Consider the following 21455-nt stretch of genomic DNA (forward strand, 5'->3'; position numbering starts at 1 on the left):
TCCCCTCCTACTTTTCTTTCCTAAGTTCCCCCGCTATTTTTTCAATTCTTCTCAATCTATGGTTTACTCCTGACTTTCCCACTTTTGGGCTCAGCATCTCGCCTAATTCCTTTAGAGACTCATCTGGATAATTTAATCTAAGCTCTGCAATCTCTCTTAAATTTTTAGGCAGCCTGCTTAACCCTATTTTCCTCTGTATAAGTTTTATACTTTCCGCCTGCCTTACCGATGCATTTACAGTTTTACTCAGATTTGCAGTTTCACAATTCACAAGCCTATTTACGTTATTTCTCATTTCCTTCATTATTCTTATATTTTCCAGTTTTAAAAGTGCCGAGTAAGCCCCTATTATATTTAAAAGATCTACTATCTGTTCTCCTTCTTTAATATACACAATAAAGCTGTTCTTTCGCTGTATTACCTTGGAATTCAATCCATATTCATTTATAAGACTGCTTAGATCCTCTGCATATACATCGTTGTGAGTTACAAATTCCAGATGATAAGTTTTTTCAGGATTGCTGATGCTGCCTCCTCCCAAAAATGCTCCCCTTATATATGCTCTTTTAAGCAAATCAGTGGCTACTATATTTTTGGGTATGCTGTAATCCAGAGAAAATGCATCTTCTTCCTCCTTTAAAATCCCCACTTCCTTGAGCAGTGATCTCACACTCTCATTCTCCGTTATAATTACCTCATATACATTGTTTTTCTTCAGAGAATTGCTCTTTTTTACCAGTATCTTTGTATGTATATTGAATTTATTCTTTAATATTTTGAAAAGAAATCTTGTGGTAGATGCATTTTCCGTAATTATCTTAAAGCCAAATTTTCCTATCCCCCCTAAAAGCAAAGTTCCGCTTACTTTCATTATTGCAGACAATTCTGCCGCAGCTTCTTCCCTGCTTATATTCGTATACCTGCTGATTTCATTTTTTACCTTCAACGAAAATGACATATCCGTTCTCCCATTTATCTCTTAATTTCCTTCAATCTCTCCGACAAATAGAAATATTCTATTATCTTTTTTCTGTCATATAAAAGTTTTTTGTCCATAATTGTCTCTATCAATATAGAGGCCAATTTTTCAGAATTATGCCTTATGAGTCCATTTTGGGCACTTATAAAATCACCTTCTATGGCTTTTACTCCCAGTGAGGATATTGCATCCTCATTTATTTTAACTAGATGGGATTCTTCCTCTTTATATTTTCCTTCCAGCTCACTGTCTATTTTGCCCACATTCACAATTACATAATCCATTATACCGCTTCCCACATGATCAAAAATGGCTTTTATATGATCTTCCACCGAAAATCCATCTGTCTCACCGGGCTGGGTCATTATATTCGATACGTAAAGCTTTATGGCACTGGTATTTCGCACAGCATCTGCTATATCCTTCACTAAAAGATTAGGAATAATACTTGTATAGAGACTTCCCGGCCCCAATATTACAGCATCTGCTTCAGCTATTGCATCTACTGCTTCCTTCAAAGGCCTTGCATTACCAGGCTCTATAAATATCCTGTCTATAACGGTGTTCTGCTCAATGGCCTCTCTTGGAATATTGGATTCGCCTTCCACAATAGATCCGTTCTTCAGCTTTGCCTTTAAAACCAGATTATCCAGAGTGACAGGCATCACCTTCCCGGTTACTGCAAGAACAGAACTCATCTTATGTACAGCTTCCTCAAAATTTGCCGATATCCCGTCCATGGCTGCCAGAAATAGATTCCCAAAACTCTGATTTTTAAGTCTTCCATCCTTGAATCTGTACTGAAGCAAATCCTCCATAAGAGGTTCGGTATCCGCAAGAGAAAGTATACAATTTCTTATATCACCCGGCGGGAGCATGCCCAAATCCTCCCTGAGATCTCCGGAACCGCCGCCGTCATCTGCCACAGTTACTACCGCGGTTATATTCGAAGTATAGTACTTGAGTCCTCTAAGCATGGTTGAAAGTCCTGTGCCGCCGCCTATAGCTACAATTTTAGGTCCTTTTACCAAAAGACGCTTTTCATATATGAGGTTTTCCAATTTTTTAGAATCCAGAGATACACTTAAATACCCCTTGTTTATCAAGGCTATTATAGAGCGCATTCCCTGGGTTATAGAAATATACACTACAAAAATTCCCGATACAATTAAAAACATATAAAAGCAGATGTAATAAAAACTGTAGAATCTTCTATTTACAAATTCTATTACTCCAAATATTATGAACAACACTCCCATGGCTCCAAGCATGACCCATCTTTTAACTTTTATACCGGGCCTGAGCCAATCTACAATCTTCATAGTTTTTTACCACCTTTATTATTTACATCTTCCTCAATATCTCTGTGGTCTATATTGACTTTATGTCCGTTAGCCTTCAGCCTTTTATAGATATCATTGGCAATAGTAACAGAACGGTGCCTTCCGCCAGTACATCCTATAGATACGATAAGCTGCCTTTTACCCTCTTTAAGATAATTTGGAATTAAAAATTCCAGCATATCCTCCAGCTTATCTATAAATATCTCTGTCTCTTTAAAACTCATTATATATTCAATCACAGGCCCATCCTTCCCTGAATATTTTTTTAATTCAGGAATATAGAAGGGATTGGGCAGAAATCTTACATCAAACACCAAGTCTGAATCCACGGGTATACCATACTTAAAGCCAAAAGAAAGCACCGTTATCATCAGTTGGGTCTCCATCTGACCTTCCTCCGAGTATATTTTTGTTATTTGTTCCCTGAGTTCTCTTGTTGCAAGGTTTGAAGTATCTATTATGTTGTCCGCCCTGTCTTTTATATCTCTGAGCCTGTTTCTCTCCCTAAGTATACCTTTTAAAATTCTCCCGTCAGGAGCCAATGGATGCTTTCTTCTGGATTCTTTAAATCTTTTGACAAGGACCTCATCTGAAGCATCCAAAAACAGTATTTCATACTTGTATCCTTCTTTTTTTATATAATTCAGGCTTTCAAATATATCATCAAAAAACTGCCCTCCTCTTATATCTATTACCAAAGCTATTTTATCTATTTTACCATCGGTTTGATAACAGGCCTCTGCAAATTTAGGTATAAGGGTAGGGGGAAGATTATCCACACAAAAAAAACCTAAATCTTCCAAGCTCCTTACCGCCTGAGTTTTCCCAGCTCCGGATAATCCTGTAACTATAACAAATCTCATGGACGCATCCCTCCACCAACAAATATTCAGCATTACTGTATAAAATCTACTTATGTAAACTTACTTTTTTTAATTATAGCACAATGGATGGGAAGAATAAATATAGCTAAAGTGGAGAATCAAATGCAGTGCCAGCACCAATTCTCCACCTATTCGAAAAAAATTTTGTATTTAGTCTTCTCCTATAATCCTGACTTCAGTATAAAGATCTACATTGAACTTTTCTTTTACCCTGTCCTGTACAACCTTTATCAAATTCAAAATATCACTGGCAGTAGCATTACCTCTGTTTATTATAAATCCTGAATGTTTTTCTGAAACCTGGGCGTCTCCAACACTCTCACCCTTTAAGCCGCTGTCTTCTATAAGTTTGGCCGCGAAATGGCCCGCCGGCCTTTTAAAAGTACTTCCTGCAGATGCATATTCCAGCGGCTGTTTTTCACTTCTTCTTCTATTTAAATCATCTATACGGTTTTCTATCTTTTGGTATTCCCCCTTTTCCAAATTAAATGCCACTTCCAAAATGGTATACCCATACATTAATATGGAACTCATCCTGTATCCCAGCTTTAACTCCTCTTTATTCAGTATTCTAACATCTCCACAGTTGTCTACAACTTTTGCACTTTCTATTACATTGGAAATCTCACCATTGTAGGCTCCTGCATTCATTGTAACCGCTCCCCCTACACTTCCGGGAATTCCACAGGCAAATTCAAGTCCCGTCAAACTGTTATTCAAAGCTGCAGCGGAGATATCTTTAAGAGATGTTCCGCTTCCAGCAGTAATCCTGTTTCCCTCAACTTTAATATGATTCAACTTTATAAGTTTAATTATTATGCCTCTTATTCCTCCGTCCTTTACAAGCAAGTTGGAACCATTTCCCATTATATAAAAGGGTATTTTTTTTCCCCCGCACAATTTTATTACATCTACCACCTGTTGAAAATTCCTGGGGGTAATGAGTATATCTACAGGTCCCCCCACCTTAAAAGAAGTATGATATTTCATAGGTTCATCTATTTTTATATCCTCTTCATCCAATATTTTTCTTAAATTTACAGCAAAACTTTTAAACTTATTCATTGTAAGTATTCTCCTCGAAAATTAAAATTAAGTATTATATTTAGTATAATGTATGTATAATACTTAATCAAGAATTATACATTCATATATATTACATTCTACCCATTAAGTTCAATTTAATTGATTTTTCTCCTTCTTGAAGTAGAAAATTATGCTCTTGGCCGTACGGCTGTCTATAGAAGGAGTAGCTGCCAGTTCTTCCAGACTTGCCTTTTCTATATTTTCTATGCTTCCAAATTTTTTCAGCAGCTGTTTTCTTCTGGCGGTTCCCACATTGGGTATGTCCTCAAGCACCGAATGAAGTACTCTCTTGTTTCTGAGACTTCTATGATAGGTTATGGCAAACCTATGTACTTCATCTTGTATTCTGGCAATGAGCTTGAGAAGATTTGGCCTGTAACCTATAGTTACCTCTTGATTATAGTATATAAGTCCTCTTGTCCTATGTCGGTCATCTTTCACCATTCCACATACAGGTATATCTATATCGAGCTCTTTCAATACCTGAAGTGCTACATTTACCTGCCCTTTTCCTCCATCCATGAGAATAAGATCCGGGAAAATGCAGAATTTTCCTGCACTTAATTCCAGATTTTTTTCCTTTATCTTCTCTATTTCCTCCAGGCCATGCTGAAACCTTCTCTTAATTATCTCCCTCATGCTGTCATAGTCATTGGCTCCCACTACAGTATTTATCTTAAATCTTCTGTAATCACTGTTTTTAGGCCTTCCGTTCTCAAACACCACCATGGAACCCACGGAATCCACTCCCTGAATATTTGATATATCATAGGCCTCTATTCTGTGGGGAATATCATCAAGTTCCAGTATCTGAGAGAGTTCCTCAAGAGAGGTGTCATAGAGTTTTTTATCCTGAATGAACTTCAGTTTGAAATTCTTAAGTGTGGTCTCTGCATTTTTTCCCACCAGATCCAGAGTGGCCTTTTTCTCACCTCTGACAGGTGTCTTTATATAAACCCTGGAACCCTTTTTCATACCGAGCCAGTCCTCCAGCAGGTGGACATCATCCACTTCAGGAACATATATGGTCTTGCCTATATATGCTGTACCTCCATAAAACTCCTTTATAAAATTGGCTATTATCTCACCTTTAGGCAGATCCACTGTATTTTCCACAATAAAATGCTCTCTGCCGATTATCTTTCCGGATCTCAGGAAAAATACCTGGAGACAGCTGTCTTTTCCATCAGAATATATGTTTATGAAATCTTCATTTTCAAAACCGACTGTAGTTATCTTCTGCTTTTCAATAACCTTTTTTACAGCAAATATCTTATCCCTCAGCTCTGCGGCTTTTTCAAATTCAAGATTTTCCGACGCAGAATTCATTTCGTTCTCCAAATTTTTGATTATATCCTTGTTTTTCCCGGATAAAAAGTCTATTACTCCATTCACTATATCCCTGTATTTTTCCTTGCTTATATGTCCTCCACAGGGAGCTTTACAGAGCCCTATATAGTAATTCAGGCAGGGTCTTGTTCTTTTACCGTTTTCCTTTATGGAAAACCTGCAGGTTCTTATTGGAAATATCTTTTTTATAATCTCCATGGTTTCATATACAGAAGAAGAACTTATATAGGGTCCAAAATATTTTGCCCCATCCCTGGCCACAATTCTGGCATATATTATTCTGGGGAAATCCTCATTTACAGTTATCTTCAAAAATGGATACCTTTTATCATCCTTCAGCAGTATATTATAATGTGGTCTGTACTTTTTTATCAAATTACATTCCAGGATAAGTGCTTCCATCTCCGAATCAGTTACAATGTATTCAAATTCAGAAATATGGCTTACCATGGCCTTCACTTTTTCAGAATGATTTCTGGAACTCTGAAAATATTGTCTAACCCTGTTTTTCAAGATTTTTGCCTTACCTACATATATAATTTCTCCCAGGGAATTTTTCATCAAGTACACCCCGGGTCTATCTGGCAATACCTTTAATTGATATTGAAAGTCAAACACTAGATCACTCCTAAAACTATCTATAAAATATAACCGGAAGCCTGTATATGGTAAATAAAATCCCGAATACCATCAAAAGTCCTTCTATAGCAGAACCAATTTTAGAATTGCTTCTGTAAGTAAGCGGGAATTTGAATTTCCTGTTTTCAAAGGGATAAAACAAAGCTATTCCCCTATTTGTAAACATGTCGCAGAACAAATGCATTCCATACCCTATCATAAAATAATACACCAGATAGTGCAGATTGTACATATTCCCCAGATATCCCACAATAAAAGAGAACATTATCATGCCTGTGAAGCTGTGGGTCAATCCGCTTCTATGGGTAGATACCGCTATTATGATAAGCGATATTCCAACAGCCTTTATTATAGGCGTATCTGTATACAGATAATCATACCATATGAGAAGAATGCCGGTGCAGCCATATAGTACAACCTTTGTAAATTTATTCTTAAAAGGAAGAATATACTTGTTTATCATGCTTTTGGGATGATCTACATCCGGAAGTATGGATGCAAATGCCACTAACAGCACTCCTATATAATTAAATTTTTCCGGAAGCATGTTGTAAATGGACAAATAAGTAACTATCCCCATGCCTGCATGAGTCTTACCCTTCATATTTTTCCCTTCTCAGCTGTTATAATATTAGACAATTTTCTTCCTTCTAATTTCAATGACCTCTATATTGACTATATTATAACATTAAATTCGGGGCAATTTTCTATTTTAACGCATAAATTTCCCGGGAAATTTATTCAATTGACAATTTACAATGGACAATTAACAATTGTTAATTATTAATCGTCAATTATTTCCTAAGTGCTGTTCTTATAACCTCTGAAGCTATAGAAGCAGCCAATTTACCGCCCTGGCCTCCGTTTTCTACAATTACCGCCACAGCTATCTGCGGATCTTCATAAGGTGCAAAACCTATAAACCAGGAATGAGGCACAGAATTTTTTCCCATGGCTTCATTATCTGCTGTTCCCGTCTTTCCGGCTACATCTATTCCTTCCACAGAAGCATTAACTCCTGTTCCTGACTCCACCACGGATTTCATAAGATCCCTCATGGTATTTGCGGTATCTGCAGAAATTACCTGTCCTACCTGTTCCGATTGTATGCTCTTTACCTCTTCTCCTGTATTTGTGAGTACATCACTCACCAAATGCGGTTTCATCAGTACTCCTCCATTGGCTATAGTACTGGTAATCACCGCCATTTGAAGCGGACTTGCCAAATCACTGCTCTGTCCTATGGCACTTTGGGCTATGCTCCCTTTTTCATAAGATTTCAGGGATGGAAACTTGCTGGGTTCTACCGGTATGCCGTCTGTTGGAATTTCCTTGTTGAAAAACAATTTTTCCGCAGTCTGCTTAAGCTTGTCATTTCCCAGTTCAAGCCCCAGGCTTCCAAAATATACATTGCTGGAGTGAGTATAGGCACTTTTAAAATCAATGGTTCCCAGAACCTCACCTGCATAATTATGGAGAGTATACCCGCCTCCAATGGGAAGCTCTCCTGTATCCTGAAAAGATCTATTTTGAACTCCAGGTATATTCTCCAGAGCACTTATGGCCGTCACAGTTTTAAAAGTGGATCCTGGCGGGTACAGACCAGCTGTAGCTCTGTTTAAAAGTGGTCTCGTGCTGTCTTCATTCAGCTGTTTCCAGGTATTCTGAAGATTATTCGGATCAAAGGAAGGCTTTGACACCATGGCTATTACTTCCCCTGTCTTAGGATTTAAAGCCACAACCGCACCTCTGTTGTCGCCCAGCAGATCATAAGCTCTCTGCTGGGTGTCTAAATCCAGAGTGGTCTTTAAGCTGTACCCCACCTTTTTTTGAACTTTTCCTTTATTTAAAATAAAACTCTTTATACTATCCTGAATATTTGAGGACATCAATTCCTCATCATATTTCCTCTCAAGGCCCGTAATACCGTATTTAATATCCACATATCCAAGTACATGGGCAAACATTGGTCCTCCTGTATACTCTCTCTTTTGAGTTTCTGCATTTATAGGTTCACTTTTAGTAAGTGCATTTCCATTTCTGTCATATATGGTTCCCCTCAGCACCTCGTTCCTTTTTATCCAGAGTCTTCTGTTGTAAGTACTGTTTACTATCTGGGGACCTGTTAGAATCTCGAAGTAAGTCATATAGGAAATAAGTGCTATAAAACATATTAAAAAAACCAACATCACTTTCTTTATATTACTCAATATGTTATTCATTCTGCTACCTACCCTCTTCTGATATCTTCTGGATTATTCCAAGTGAAAAAAAGGTTATCAACATGGAGCTTCCGCCCCTGCTCACAAGAGGCAGCGTTATACCTGTAAGTGGAATTGCATTCATGACGCCGCCTACTATAACCAGTACTTGTGAAGCAATCATGGCACTATACCCCACAGCCAAAAGCCTGGAAAACTCGTCATTGCCGTATACTGCAGCTCTCATACACCTGTAAAACAATAAAAAATACAATATTATTATGGCAAAGCCAATCAATATCCCCAGTTCCTCACAGAGCACTGCGAATATAAAATCCGTAGTATTTATAGGTACATACTCCGGATGACCAAGCCCAAGTCCTGTTCCTGTAAGTCCCCCGGATGCTATGGAAAACATGGATTGAACAACCTGATAGCTCTGATCATTTGCATAGGGCCAGGGGTTTCTCCATATCATGACCCTGGTTCTCACATGACCGAACAATTTATAACTGAGAACGGCTCCTGCAGCAAACAGCAGAAAGCAAACTATGACATATTTAAATTTTGAAGTCGCTATATAGAGCATGGTTATGGCTATCCCAAAAAATATAAGGGCGGATCCCAAATCTTTTTGTATCACCATGAACCCAAGGGACATCATTACTGCCAGTGCAGGTATTATAAGATTTTTGAAATTTTTATAATCCTTTAAATCTGCAGCCAGATATGCCACTAAAAACAATTTTCCAAATTCCGAAGGCTGAAATTGAAATCCACCCAGATCAACCCAGTTTTTGGAACCATTTAATTCAATTCCCATAAAGGTGCCCATCCCCATAAATATAAGCGTGAACACCAGATATATGTATTTATATTTGCTGAATCTGCTGGTATCAGGCATTAATACCACAATGAGTATAAATCCTGTAACACCTATTGCAAACCAAATTATCTGCCTGATTGCAACTGTCATATCTATTCTATACAGCATCACCATACCTATGACTGCCAGTATGCTGGAAAAAATAAATATATATTTATCTCCATCGGAAAAAAATTTTCTTATTACAAAATAAGAATATCCTATGAGCAGGCAAATTACCAGTGCCATTATCATGGCACCCTTGTCAAAAGGCTGTTTTATTATTGCCAGATTGAAAAAACACACAAAGCATAAAAGATATGTATATTTCAATAATTTTTTTTCGTCCTTACTAGAGTCCAATGCTTTCACCACCCACCTATTACAGTAATTTTATGATATATAAATTAAAATCACCCTATGACTTTAAAAGATGTATTTCCTATTCTAACTTCATCCCCGGAATTCAGATAGTGTTTTCCCCTAAGTTTCTTTCCATTTAAAAGAGTTCCATTGGTACTTTCCAAATCCTCCAATATACAGTCCTTCCCATTTTTTATATATATTCTGGCATGATGTCCTGATGCATAAGGATCTTCCAATATAAGCTGATTGTCGTTCTTTCTGCCCACGGTTATTTCCCTCCTGACCGGAATTACGGCTCCCTTTCTAAGATTTGAATTGTTGCCTGGATTTATCACTTCAAGTCCAAAGGATTTTCTATCCGTTCTTCTAGCCGTTCTGCTTCCCACTTTTATATCTTTGTACATTATTTTAAGTGCCCAAAATATTATAATATAAACTATACCTATGATTACGATTTTAAAAATCATACTCAATCTACTCAGGTCCATTTAAAGTATCCTCCTTAACACATATAAAGACTAGCATCACAAGTGCACCTATGCTAGCCTTTATATAGATTATAACATTTCTTTTAAATATTGTCCTGTATAGGAGTTTTTATTTTCAGCTATTTGTTCCGGACTGCCAGTACAAACCACAATACCACCTTTTTCCCCGCCTTCAGGTCCAAGATCAATGATATAATCTGCACACTTTATAACATCTAAATTGTGTTCTATGACCACCACCGTATTTCCTACATCTACAATTCTCTGAAGTATATTTATAAGCTTGCTCACATCATCTATGTGAAGTCCTGTAGTAGGCTCATCAAGTATGTACAGAGTTCTCCCAGTACTTCTTTTAGACAGCTCATAAGCCAATTTGATTCTCTGAGCTTCTCCTCCTGAAAGCTGGGTAGAAGGCTGGCCGAGTTTAATATATCCCAGACCCACATCCAGCAGTGTCTGTAATTTATTTTTTATCCTGGGTATATTTTCAAAGAACTTCAATGCTTCTTCCACCGTCATATTGAGCACATCATCAATATTTTTGTTTTTGTACTTTACTTGAAGTGTCTCCCTGTTATATCTCTTCCCTTTACATACCTCACAGGGAACATATACGTCTGATAAAAACTGCATCTCTATTTTTATTATTCCGTCACCGCTGCAGGCCTCACATCTGCCGCCCTTTACATTGAAACTAAATCTTCCAGGTTTATACCCTCTCATTTTAGCCTCCGCCGTATTTGAAAACACCTCTCTTATTATATCAAATACTCCTGTATAAGTAGCGGGATTCGATCTTGGAGTCCTTCCTATGGGACTTTGATCTATATTTATAATTTTATCTATATTCTCTATGCCGAGAATGCTGTCATATGCTCCCGGATTATCTTTTGAATTGTTCAGCTTCTTATGCAGGGCTTTATAAAGTATTTCATTTACCAAAGTACTTTTTCCCGAACCGGATACCCCGGTGACACAGTTAAATATACCCAGCGGGAAATCCACATCTATATTTTTTAAATTATTCTGCCCGGCTCCTATCACTTTTATGAATTTACCGTTGCCCTTTCTTCTCTGCTCAGGAACTTCTATTTTCTTCCTGCCTGTCAGATACTGTCCTGTTATGGATCTTTCACACTTCATAATATCCGAAATCGGTCCTGCTGCAACTACTTCTCCACCATGCTCTCCTGCTCCAGGTCCTATATCCACTATAAAGTCTGCCTGCCTCATAGTGTCCTCATCATGCTCCACCACCACCAGAGTGTTTCCAAGATCCCTAAGATGCTTAAGCGTGGCAATAAGCCTGTCATTGTCTCTCTGATGGAGTCCTATACTGGGTTCATCCAGTATGTAGAGTACGCCTACCAGTCCGGAGCCTATCTGCGTGGCAAGTCTTATCCTCTGAGCTTCCCCTCCGGACAGAGTTCCCGCTGTCCTCGAAAGGGTCAAATAATCAAGTCCCACATCTATTAAAAATTGAAGTCTGCTGCTTATCTCCTTAACTACCTGCTCGCTTATAATCTTATCCTTCTCTGACAGCTTTATTTCTTTGAAAAATTTCAGTTCATCTTTTATGGACATACTGGAGAACTCAAATATATTCTTTCCGCCAACTGTAACGGACAGTGCAGCTGGATTCAATCGGGCTCCCCTGCATGTGGGACATGGGTTGTCACTCATGTAATTTTCTATTTCTCTCTTTATATAGTCGGAATTTGTCTCCATATACCTTCTCTTTAGATTATTCACTACTCCTTCAAAGGAATGATTGAATTCCATCACTCTATTTTCCTTTTTATATCTAACCCTTACCTTCTCTCCCCTGAGTCCATATAAAAGTACGTCCAAAACCTTCGGACTAAGTTTTTCCACAGGAGTGTCCAATTTAAATCTATATTTTCTCGAAAGGGCTTTAAGTATGCTGAAGGTCCAGGAATCTTCCTTTAAGCTCCCTTCTCCCCAGGGCATTACAGCTCCTTCCAATATACTTTTTTTCTTGTCAGGTATAACCAGATCCTCGTCTATCTCAAGTAATGTTCCAATTCCATCACAGGTATCACATTTTCCAAAAGGTGAATTAAAGGAAAAAGTTCTTGGAGTAATTTCCCCTATACTTATGCCACAGTCAGGGCATGCAAATTTTTCACTGAAAAGCATATCCTTTCCATCTAAAACATTTATTATAACCACACCCTCTGACAATTTGAGGGCAGTCTCTATAGAACCTGCCAGCCGTCCTCTTATTTCACTCTTGATAATCAATCTGTCTACAACCACTTCAATAGTATGTTTTTTATTTTTTTCCAGCTTTACTTCTTCATCTTCCAAATCCACTACAGTACCATCAATTCTCGCTCTTACATATCCATTTTTTATTATATTATTCAGTACTTTTACATGTTCTCCCTTTCGAGCCTTTACTATGGGAGAAAGTATCTGTATTCTAGTCTTTTCAGGCAGAGTCATAATTCTATCCACCATTTGATCCACCGTCTGCTGTGTTATTTCCTTGCCGCATTTTGGGCAGTGGGGCACACCTATACGGGCATATAAAAGTCTCAAATAATCATATATCTCAGTAACAGTCCCCACAGTGGAACGGGGGTTCCTGCTGGTTGTCTTCTGATCTATGGATATGGCAGGAGATAAACCTTCAATATATTCTACATCCGGTTTATCCATCTGGCCTAAAAACTGCCTGGCATAGGCAGACAATGACTCCACATATCTTCTCTGACCCTCTGCATATAAAGTATCAAAGGCCAATGAGGATTTTCCCGATCCTGAAAGGCCGGTAAAAACTATCAATTTGTCTCTTGGTATAGTTAAGCTGACATTTTTCAAATTATGCACTTTGGCGCCTTTTATCACTATGCTATCTCTCATTGATTTAACTCCTTAGTATTTTGATTGACTTTACACAGGTTTCTTATTCTTCTGTTTCTTAAGTGATGTTATTATATCCCTCAGTTTAGCAGCTTCTTCGAATCTAAGCTCTTTAGCTGCCGCCCTCATCTGTTTTTCATGGGTCTTTATGAGTTCATCTATTTTTTCATTATCTGCCTTTACAGCTTCCTTTAAACTGCTGTATTCCTCTTTTTCCTCCAAAACCATGGTTGATTCTATGACTTCTCTTATATCCTTGTGTATAGTTGTAGGAGTGATGCCATTTTCTTCATTATAGGCCATTTGTATTTTTCTTCTCCTCTTTGTCTCGCTTATAGCCTTGTTCATGGAATTGGTAATGTTGTCCCCATACATTATAACTTTGCTTTCAGAATTTCTCGCAGCTCTGCCTATGGTCTGTATAAGCGATCTCTCCGATCTTAAAAATCCTTCCTTATCGGCATCCAGTATGGCGACCAATGCCACTTCAGGTATATCAAGTCCTTCTCTTAAAAGATTGATACCCACCAGAACATCAAATTCACCTTTTCTTAAATCCCTTATTATTTTCATTCTGTCTATAGTTGATATATCCGAATGTAAATACCTGGCCTTTATATCCATATTTTTAAAATAATCTGTCAAATCCTCCGCCATCTTCTTTGTAAGAGTTGTAACAAGAGTTCTAAAACCTGCGGCGGAAGTTTCCTTTATGCTATTGTAAAGATCATCTATCTGTCCTTTAATAGGTTTTACTATAATCTCCGGATCCAAAAGCCCGGTAGGTCTCAATATCTGCTCAACTACATTTTGTGAATGCTCCAGCTCATAATCCGAGGGAGTAGCACTTACAAATACCACCTGATTTATTTTTTTCTCAAATTCCTGAAACTTAAGAGGCCTGTTGTCATACGCAGATGGAAGCCTGAATCCATATTGAACAAGAGAGTCCTTTCGGGATCTGTCCCCCGCATACATGGCCTTTACCTGAGGGAGTGTCACATGACTCTCATCTATAAAAAGTAAAAAATCTTCGGGAAAATAATCTATTAAAGTTTGAGGAGGACTTCCTTTTGACCTGCCGTCCAATATTCTGGAATAATTTTCAATTCCGCTGCAGTATCCAACTTCACGCATCATCTCTATGTCAAAATTGGTCCTCTGCTTTAACCTCTGAGCTTCAAGCAGCTTATCCTGGGAGGTAAGTTCCTGGAGTCTGTCTTCAAGCTCCTCTTCTATTTTATTTATGGCTGCCTCCAGCCTTTCCCTGGAAGTGGCAAAGTGGGATGCCGGAAATATGGAGACATGATTTCTGACTCCAATAGTTTTTCCTGTAAGCACATCAAATTCTCTTATTTTGTCAACTTCATCTCCGAAAAATTCCACTCTTATTCCATGATCCGTGGAGGAAGCAGGAAATATATCCACTATATCCCCCTTTACTCTAAAAGTTCCCCTCACAAAATTTATATCATTTCTCTCATATTGAATTTCCACTAACTTTTTCAACACATCATCCCTGTTCTTTATCATACCTGGTCTTAAGGACAATGTCAGTTTCTTGTATTCTTCTGGATTACCAAGTCCATAAATACAGGATACTGAGGCCACGACAACCACATCCCTTCTCTCCAGAAGAGCAGAGGTGGCGGAGTGTCTTAATTTGTCTATCTCATCATTTATGGATGCATCTTTTTCTATGTAAGTATCCGTCTGAGGTATATATGCTTCCGGCTGATAGTAATCATAATAGGAGACAAAGTACTCCACGCTGTTTTCAGGAAAAAATTCCCTGAATTCCGAGCACAGCTGTGATGCCAGAGTCTTGTTGTGGGCAAGTACAAGAGTGGGTTTTTGTACCTTTTCTATTATATTCGCCATGGTAAAAGTCTTTCCTGAACCAGTTACACCAAGCAGTGTCTGAAATCTATCCTTTTCTAAAATACCTTTTGTTATAGCATCTATTGCTTTCGGTTGATCACCTGTAGGTTTAAATTTAGAATGTATTTTAAATTTTCCCATCTTTAATCATCCTTATCTTTATTTTTTATCTTGTCAAGTACATCAGAAAACCTATTTTTATCAAGCTTTACCACCATGCTGTTTTTAGGTATTTTTCTTGGCACGAATACTATGCCCAATTTTTTATCGCCGTTCATCTTGCTGTAACTAACCTGTTCAAAATTTCCCGCAGCTTTTTTTACCTTAAGCCATATGAAATTCGAACATTCTCTGATAACTTCTGCTATTTTATCTTCACTGCGGATTTCTTCATTATTTATCTCCACCAGCAGATCCCCACTTTTGATTCCCATTTCATCGGCTGGAGAATTAGGTGCCACCGCAAGTACCATAATACCCTCGTCGGTACTTATATATTTGGGAGTTCCTTTTACTTCTATGTGTCTCTGAAGCATTATAATACCTTCATGAGCTGCAGGTGCAAATATCACTACCAAAAACTTCAGCCATATACTTAAAACAGCCAGCTGTGCCAGGCCAAATAAAACAGCACTGTACAATATTATAAGTCCTCCCGACAAAAAAGATTTCTCCCTGGCGTCTCTGGTAAATGTAACACTATTGTATCCTGTCACCGCATAAAATGGTATGAGGGACACCACTGCACTTTTTAAAACATCATAGGGTATGGAATTATTTATAAGCGGCCACCACTGCGGAAGAGATACCTGCCAGGAAGTACCTGCAAGTGATCTGTCATGAAGCATAAAAAATACCGCCAGAGGAATTGCCCAATACCTTTGAAGTGCAAAACCTCCTATTATGTTTCCATTTTTACTTGAAAAAACAGGAATAGCTCCTGTTTTTCCATCCAGCATAACTAAAATTCCTTCTACAAAATGAAGTACTGCCACCATGCTCATAAGTGCCACTACATCTATTTTCAGAAAATCCAGACCGGAAATGTTAAAAATCCGTGAGGATGAAGCCAATACAAGACTTAAAAATCCCAATATTGCCCCAGAATATGAAAAGCATATAAATCTCAAATTAAAAAACATAAAGACTATAGATGCTAGGAATACTAAATCCACAGCTGAATCCTCATCAAAAACTATTCCCAAATAAGACATAATAATGCTTGCCAGTATACCTCCAAAAATTCCAATTACAAGCTGAGATACAGTGAGCTCAAAAGAAGAATTAATCCCCTCTCCAATTATCATCTTCTGCATTATAACTGTGTGCTTATTTTTTCTGTATAATGTAAACATTAAAATAGCTAAAACCAACAGAAAATATGGCTCTGTCAGTGCAAAAGCTATAGATTTCAACGTGTACAATAATATCATCAGAATTAATTCCCCTCTCCATCAAGTGATTCCTAAATGGCAATTCTCGGACAAACTAAGTTAGACAGAAATCATCTGCCTAACTTAAAATCTCAAATATATTATAATTATATATTCATTCAGCGTCAAAATTATTTAAAATCATATCTTGCTCTTTGCTGTCTCTAAAGCTTTATTGAATTGAGGATCTTTAGTTCTATCATAGGCTGAATTCTTAAGAGTTTCAGGATACTTAATTTCTATATCAGGTTTTATCCCTTTTTTGTGTATATTCTCGCCATTCGGTGTATAATATTTCGATATGGTAACCTTAAGTGCAGTACCGTCTCCTGTATCCAGCACAGTCTGAACAACCCCTTTTCCATAGGTCTTTTCCCCAACTAAAGTTCCAAGTTTATAATCTCTGACTGCCCCGGAAAATATCTCTGAAGCACTGGCTGTATTGCCATTGGTAAGTACAGTCAAAGGCAGATTGTTGAAATCCCCGCCTTTTGATTTATATTCCTTTTTATTATTATATTTATCTATAGTTGAGACTATTACCTTGCCTTTGGGCACAAAATTTGAAACCATATCCACACATTGATCCAGAAGTCCTCCCGGATTATCTCTTAAATCCACAATCAAGGATTTCATTCCCTGTCCCTTCAGCGTATTCAATTCACTTTCAAAACTCTTAGCCGTATTCTCATCAAACATAGACACCTGGATATACCCCACTTTATCCTGGAGCATTTCACCCTTTACCGTGGAAATATCTATCTTTTTCCTATCCACATTTACATCAAAACTGCCTTTGTTTTTCCTGTATATTGTGAGGGTAACTTTTGTATCTTCCTTGCCTTTCATGAGAGATACCGCTTTTTCCAGTTCTTTTCCGCTAACTGCAGTTCCATTTACCTTCTGAATTATATCATTTTCAATTATTCCCGCCTTTTTGGAAGGTGAGTTGTCAAATACATCCATTACTACAATGTTATTGTCCTTTGCGGTGACCTGAATTCCTATTCCACTGTAATTTCCCTCAGTCTGGACATTAAAGTCATTATATTCCTTTTTATTCATAAATACAGTATATGGATCATTTAGAGACGAAGTCATTCCTTTTATGGCTCCCTCCACCAAGGTGCTGTCATTTATGGGACCATCATAATATTTATATAACTCATTTCTAACCTGAAACAATTTTGAAAATTCTCCTATGACATTACCTTGAGTACTTCTTATGAAACTAGTAGTTCCAAACATTGTAAGAATATTTGTCACAAGTACGATAACTACAGTATAAACCACCCATTTTTTTCTACTCTTCAAACTATCCACCTCGTTTTCTGAAACATTCACTATATAGTATTTATGTAAATCTTAAATAATTATAACACTAAAAAAAATAAATTTGCAGAAATATTTATAAAACTAAGGGCTGTTTCAAAATAATTTGTGAAACAACCCTTTAAATGAATCAATTAAACATTTAAGAATTTTCTAACGGACACTACGCTGCCTGCTCCCCCTATAATTACGCCGGCCAGCACAAACAGTGCCAGCATGCTGGTGAGCACATATTGGGGGCTAATCAGTTGGATCATCATAAATGCAGCTGATGCTTTAACATAAAGTACCCTGTACAGATAATACAATATAATATTTGACACTACAGCTCCCACTACGCCTATTATTATACCTTCTATAATGAAAGGCCATCTTATGAACCAATCTGTGGCTCCAATATATTTCATTATGCCTATTTCTTTTCTTCTCGAATAAACTGTTATTTTTATGGTGTTTCCTATCAAAAACAGTGAAACTCCTATGAGCACTACAAATATAATGCTCCCTACCCATTTTATAGTTCTGGTTATAGCTATAACCTTATCTACAATACCTCTTCCATCCTGAATACTGTATATACCAGGCATACCCTTTATGTTGTCAACTACCTGGGATATAATTTCAGGTTTCTCCACCTTAACTATGTATGAACTTGGAATTGGATTGTCCTTGTCCAGCCCTTCCACCAGTGACTTATTCTGTTCTCCCAATTGATTTTTAAATTTATCAAGTGCCTGACCTTTTGTCTCATAGTTCAGACTTACTATTCCGTCCATATCTTTTATCTTATTTTCAATATCCCTTTTCTGGGATGTAGTTATTTTATCCTCCAGATACACTTTTACTTCTACCTTGGATTGGATTTCCAGCACCCCTTGTTTGATAGTAAGCATTGTAAGCATGGATATGCCGAATATAAAAAGTGTAGCCGCCACCGTGGCTGCTGCTGCTATGCTTATAGTCTTGTTTCTCTTTAAACTTCTAAATGCATCTTTTATAAAAAAGCCCATGGCACTAATCCTCATAACCGTATGCACCCCTTTGCTCATCTCTTACTATAATGCCCTTTTCTATTGCTATAACCCTTTTCCTCATGGAATTTACTATATCACTTGCATGGGTTGCCATCAATACTGTAGTTCCAGCATGATTTATGTCATTTATAGTATCCATTATATCCATAGAAGTATCTGGATCCAAATTTCCCGTAGGTTCATCTGCTATCAATATGGATGGATTATTCACTATGGCCCTTGCCAGTGAAACCCTCTGCTGTTCTCCACCTGAAAGCTCATGGGGAAATGATTTGTACTTATGTGCCAGTCCAACCAGAGATAGTACAACAGGAACCTTTTTTCTTATTTCTCTCACAGGGGCCTCAATGACCCTCATGGCAAAAGCTACATTTTCATAAACATTAAGGGTGGGGATCAATCTAAAATCCTGGAAAACAACTCCCAGTTTTCTTCTATATAAAGGTATCTGTCTTCTCTTCAAATTCGTAACATCTACATTGTTGACTATTATACTTCCAGTTGTTGGTTCAACTTCCTTCAAAATAGTCTTCACAAATGTACTTTTCCCCGCACCGCTGGGTCCAACTAAAAACACAAACTCTCCTTTTTCAATATCCAGATTTATATTAGATAATGCAAATATGTTGTTGTTGTAGACCTTGCTCACGTTCTTAAACTGTATCATCTAAACCTCTCCTTATATTTAACAAGTTTTTAAGCTTGTACATTACAAGGTTCATTATATCATAATAATGTAAAAAACCAAAAGTTAATTATATGAAATTATTATTAATAAAAGCGGTGTCATATTAAATTCATATAACACCGCTTTTTACCATATTTATTTTAAAGTGAGTCCCTTTTTCACAGCTTTAGCTATGTCTTCTCCTGTAAGTCCATAGGCCTTCAAAAGTTCATCCGGCTTTCCACTTTCGCCAAAAGTATCTTTCACACCTACTCTTATAACCGTAGTAGGCAGATTTTCACTCAAAACTTCACATACAGCAGAACCAAGTCCGCCAATGATGCTGTGTTCTTCTGCGGTTATAACCACACCTGTTTTCCTGGCAGCTTCCACTATAGCCTCTTTATCTATGGGTTTTATTGTATGGATATTTAAAACGGACACCTTTATCCCTTCTTCAGCCAGGGTATTATAAGCCTCTAATGCTGCATCCACCATTATTCCCGTGGCAATGATAACTGCATCTCTCCCCTCTCTGAGTTTTACAGCTTTCCCAACTTCAAATTTATAATCCTCATTGTCATTTATAACAGATACCTTAGATCTTCCCAGCCTCACATAACAGGGTCCCTGCATTTCAGCCACAGCCCTGACCGCAGCCTCTGCCTCCACCGCATCACTTGGACAGATGACTGTCATGTTGGGAATGCTTCTCATAAGAGATATATCCTCTATAGACTGGTGGGAAGCTCCATCTTCTCCTACGGTAAGTCCTGCATGGGTAGCACATATTTTAACATTTAAATTTGGATAACATATGGAATTTCTAATCTGTTCAAAAGCCCTTCCAGTTGCAAACATGGCAAAGGTACTTACAAATGGTATTTTATCACAGGTGGATATCCCCGCTGCTGCTGCCATCATGTTGGCTTCTGCTATACCCATATCCATAAACCTTTCTGGATATGCCTTCTTAAATTCAATAGTCTTGGTGGATTTTGAAAGATCCGCATCAAAAACCACTATTTTTTCATTTTCAGCTCCCAATTCCTTTAAAGCTTTTCCATAAGCTTCTCTAGTTGCTATTTTATTTGACATTACTCTTCACCTCCTATATCTTTTAGTGCCTGTTCACATTGTTCTATATTTGGTGCAGAACCGTGCCATCCCACTTGATTCTCCATGAAGGATACTCCCTTGCCTTTCACAGTCTTGCACACTATTACAGTCGGTTTATCCTTAACTGACTTTGCCTCTTCAATGGCATCTGTGATCTGCTTAAAATCATGTCCATCTATTTCTATTACATGCCACCTGAATGCCTTGAATTTGTCACCAATAGGGTAGGCGGACATGACCTCTTCACAGGTACCATCTATCTGAAGTCCATTTGCATCTACAAAAGCTGTCAAATTATCCAGTTTATAATGAGCCGCAGCCATGGAAGCTTCCCAGACCTCTCCTTCTTCAAGCTCTCCATCACCCAGCAGGGTATAAACTCTATAATTTTTTTTATCAATTTTACCGCCAAGTGCCATACCGACAGCAGCAGACACTCCCTGACCCAGAGAGCCTGTAGACATGTCAACACCAGGGACTTCGTTCATATTGGGATGTCCCTGAAGTATAGATCCCAATTTTCTAAGTGATTTCAATTCATCTACATTAAAATATCCTTTTCTGGCAAGAGTACTGTATAGTACCGGAGCTGCATGTCCTTTTGACAATACAAATCTATCCCTATTTAGATCTCTTGGTTTTTCAGGATCAACGTTCATTTCATAAAAATATAATGTAGTCAAAATTTCCACTGCAGACAGGGAACCACCGGGATGGCCTGAACCAGCCTTTGTCAGCATCTTTATTATGTCTTTTCTTATAACTGAAGCAATTTTTTTGAGTTCCTCTATGTTTTTTCTCACAACTTTAACCTCCTACTGATACTGCTAATACAGTTTCAGCTTTATTTTAACATAAAATTTTACTTTAACCTACATTAAAAAGTACAAAACTTC

The 21455-nt window shown here is 37.7% G+C and carries 17 protein-coding genes; all 17 read right to left on the reverse strand.

Annotated elements, in window-relative coordinates; genetic code table 11:
- Positions 1–7: 7 nt before the first annotated feature.
- The 17 genes from whiA to CLLU_RS03375 all read right to left on the reverse strand — a co-directional run bounded on the left by whiA (position 8) and on the right by CLLU_RS03375 (position 21362).
- On the reverse strand, positions 8–958 hold the full coding sequence (whiA, locus tag CLLU_RS03295; RefSeq protein WP_106008155.1) for a DNA-binding protein WhiA: 951 nt from the start codon (positions 956–958) through the stop codon (positions 8–10).
- A gap of 14 nt (positions 959–972) precedes the next feature.
- A complete protein-coding gene (locus CLLU_RS03300; protein ID WP_106008156.1) occupies positions 973–2301 on the reverse strand; it encodes a gluconeogenesis factor YvcK family protein in 1329 nt (442 codons plus the stop codon).
- The gene (gene rapZ, locus CLLU_RS03305; RefSeq protein ID WP_106008157.1) at positions 2298–3185 is read right to left on the reverse strand and encodes an RNase adapter RapZ; all 888 of its coding nucleotides are present in this window, start codon (positions 3183–3185) and stop codon (positions 2298–2300) included. The genes CLLU_RS03300 and rapZ overlap by 4 nt, the downstream gene beginning before the upstream one ends.
- Positions 3186–3356: 171 nt before the next feature.
- A complete protein-coding gene (gene murB / locus CLLU_RS03310) occupies positions 3357–4271 on the reverse strand; it encodes a UDP-N-acetylmuramate dehydrogenase (protein ID WP_106008158.1) in 915 nt (304 codons plus the stop codon).
- Positions 4272–4382: 111 nt separating this feature from the next.
- Positions 4383–6260 (reverse strand): excinuclease ABC subunit UvrC, encoded by a 1878-nt coding sequence (gene uvrC, locus CLLU_RS03315; RefSeq protein WP_106008159.1) that lies wholly within the window; start codon positions 6258–6260, stop codon positions 4383–4385.
- A 16-nt stretch (positions 6261–6276) separates the two neighbouring features.
- Positions 6277–6885 carry a metal-dependent hydrolase gene (locus tag CLLU_RS03320; RefSeq protein WP_106008160.1) on the reverse strand — a complete coding sequence of 203 codons (609 nt, stop codon included), beginning with the start codon at positions 6883–6885 and terminating at the stop codon, positions 6277–6279.
- A 190-nt stretch (positions 6886–7075) separates the two neighbouring features.
- Positions 7076–8503 (reverse strand): peptidoglycan D,D-transpeptidase FtsI family protein, encoded by a 1428-nt coding sequence (locus CLLU_RS03325; RefSeq protein ID WP_106008161.1) that lies wholly within the window; start codon positions 8501–8503, stop codon positions 7076–7078.
- Between the two features lie 4 nt (positions 8504–8507).
- Complete coding sequence (locus CLLU_RS03330) at positions 8508–9710, reverse strand: FtsW/RodA/SpoVE family cell cycle protein (protein ID WP_106008162.1); 1203 nt, start codon at positions 9708–9710, stop codon at positions 8508–8510.
- Positions 9711–9760: 50 nt separating this feature from the next.
- A complete protein-coding gene (locus CLLU_RS03335) occupies positions 9761–10201 on the reverse strand; it encodes an FHA domain-containing protein (protein ID WP_106008163.1) in 441 nt (146 codons plus the stop codon).
- Positions 10202–10270: 69 nt separating this feature from the next.
- Positions 10271–13093 carry an excinuclease ABC subunit UvrA gene (gene uvrA, locus CLLU_RS03340; protein WP_106008164.1) on the reverse strand — a complete coding sequence of 941 codons (2823 nt, stop codon included), beginning with the start codon at positions 13091–13093 and terminating at the stop codon, positions 10271–10273.
- Between the two features lie 30 nt (positions 13094–13123).
- Positions 13124–15115, reverse strand: a complete 1992-nt coding sequence (uvrB, locus tag CLLU_RS03345) for an excinuclease ABC subunit UvrB (RefSeq protein ID WP_106008165.1) — start codon at positions 15113–15115, stop codon at positions 13124–13126.
- 2 nt (positions 15116–15117) lie between these two features.
- Positions 15118–16410, reverse strand: coding sequence for a PDZ domain-containing protein (locus CLLU_RS03350; RefSeq protein ID WP_207655937.1), 1293 nt, complete (start codon positions 16408–16410; stop codon positions 15118–15120).
- A gap of 138 nt (positions 16411–16548) precedes the next feature.
- Positions 16549–17721 (reverse strand): S41 family peptidase, encoded by a 1173-nt coding sequence (locus tag CLLU_RS03355; RefSeq protein WP_106008167.1) that lies wholly within the window; start codon positions 17719–17721, stop codon positions 16549–16551.
- Positions 17722–17873: 152 nt separating this feature from the next.
- Positions 17874–18764 carry a permease-like cell division protein FtsX gene (ftsX, locus tag CLLU_RS03360; protein WP_106008168.1) on the reverse strand — a complete coding sequence of 297 codons (891 nt, stop codon included), beginning with the start codon at positions 18762–18764 and terminating at the stop codon, positions 17874–17876.
- Positions 18754–19440, reverse strand: a complete 687-nt coding sequence (gene ftsE / locus CLLU_RS03365) for a cell division ATP-binding protein FtsE (protein WP_106008169.1) — start codon at positions 19438–19440, stop codon at positions 18754–18756. The genes ftsX and ftsE overlap by 11 nt, the downstream gene beginning before the upstream one ends.
- 156 nt (positions 19441–19596) lie before the next feature.
- Entirely contained in the window at positions 19597–20538 is a 942-nt protein-coding gene (locus CLLU_RS03370) for a transketolase family protein (RefSeq protein ID WP_106008170.1), read from the reverse strand.
- Positions 20538–21362 (reverse strand): transketolase, encoded by an 825-nt coding sequence (locus CLLU_RS03375; protein ID WP_106008171.1) that lies wholly within the window; start codon positions 21360–21362, stop codon positions 20538–20540. Before CLLU_RS03375 ends, CLLU_RS03370 begins: the two co-directional genes overlap by 1 nt.
- Between the last annotated feature and the right edge of the window lie 93 nt (positions 21363–21455).

Source organism: Clostridium luticellarii (assembly GCF_002995845.1).
GTDB lineage: Bacteria > Bacillota > Clostridia > Clostridiales > Clostridiaceae > Clostridium_B > Clostridium_B luticellarii.

Excerpts from the sequence above, each read along its gene's own strand:
- CLLU_RS03325 (WP_106008161.1), bottom strand. The coding sequence starts at position 8,503 with ATGAATAACATATTGAGTAATATAAAGAAAGTGATGTTGGTTTTTTTA.
- CLLU_RS03300 (WP_106008156.1), bottom strand. The coding sequence starts at position 2,301 with ATGAAGATTGTAGATTGGCTCAGGCCCGGTATAAAAGTTAAAAGATGG.
- rapZ (WP_106008157.1), bottom strand. The coding sequence starts at position 3,185 with ATGAGATTTGTTATAGTTACAGGATTATCCGGAGCTGGGAAAACTCAG.
- CLLU_RS03320 (WP_106008160.1), bottom strand. The coding sequence starts at position 6,885 with ATGAAGGGTAAGACTCATGCAGGCATGGGGATAGTTACTTATTTGTCC.
- uvrA (WP_106008164.1), bottom strand. The coding sequence starts at position 13,093 with ATGAGAGATAGCATAGTGATAAAAGGCGCCAAAGTGCATAATTTGAAA.
- CLLU_RS03335 (WP_106008163.1), bottom strand. The coding sequence starts at position 10,201 with ATGGACCTGAGTAGATTGAGTATGATTTTTAAAATCGTAATCATAGGT.
- ftsX (WP_106008168.1), bottom strand. The coding sequence starts at position 18,764 with ATGAGGATTAGTGCCATGGGCTTTTTTATAAAAGATGCATTTAGAAGT.
- murB (WP_106008158.1), bottom strand. The coding sequence starts at position 4,271 with ATGAATAAGTTTAAAAGTTTTGCTGTAAATTTAAGAAAAATATTGGAT.
- uvrB (WP_106008165.1), bottom strand. The coding sequence starts at position 15,115 with ATGGGAAAATTTAAAATACATTCTAAATTTAAACCTACAGGTGATCAA.
- ftsE (WP_106008169.1), bottom strand. The coding sequence starts at position 19,440 with ATGATACAGTTTAAGAACGTGAGCAAGGTCTACAACAACAACATATTT.
- CLLU_RS03370 (WP_106008170.1), bottom strand. The coding sequence starts at position 20,538 with ATGTCAAATAAAATAGCAACTAGAGAAGCTTATGGAAAAGCTTTAAAG.
- whiA (WP_106008155.1), bottom strand. The coding sequence starts at position 958 with ATGTCATTTTCGTTGAAGGTAAAAAATGAAATCAGCAGGTATACGAAT.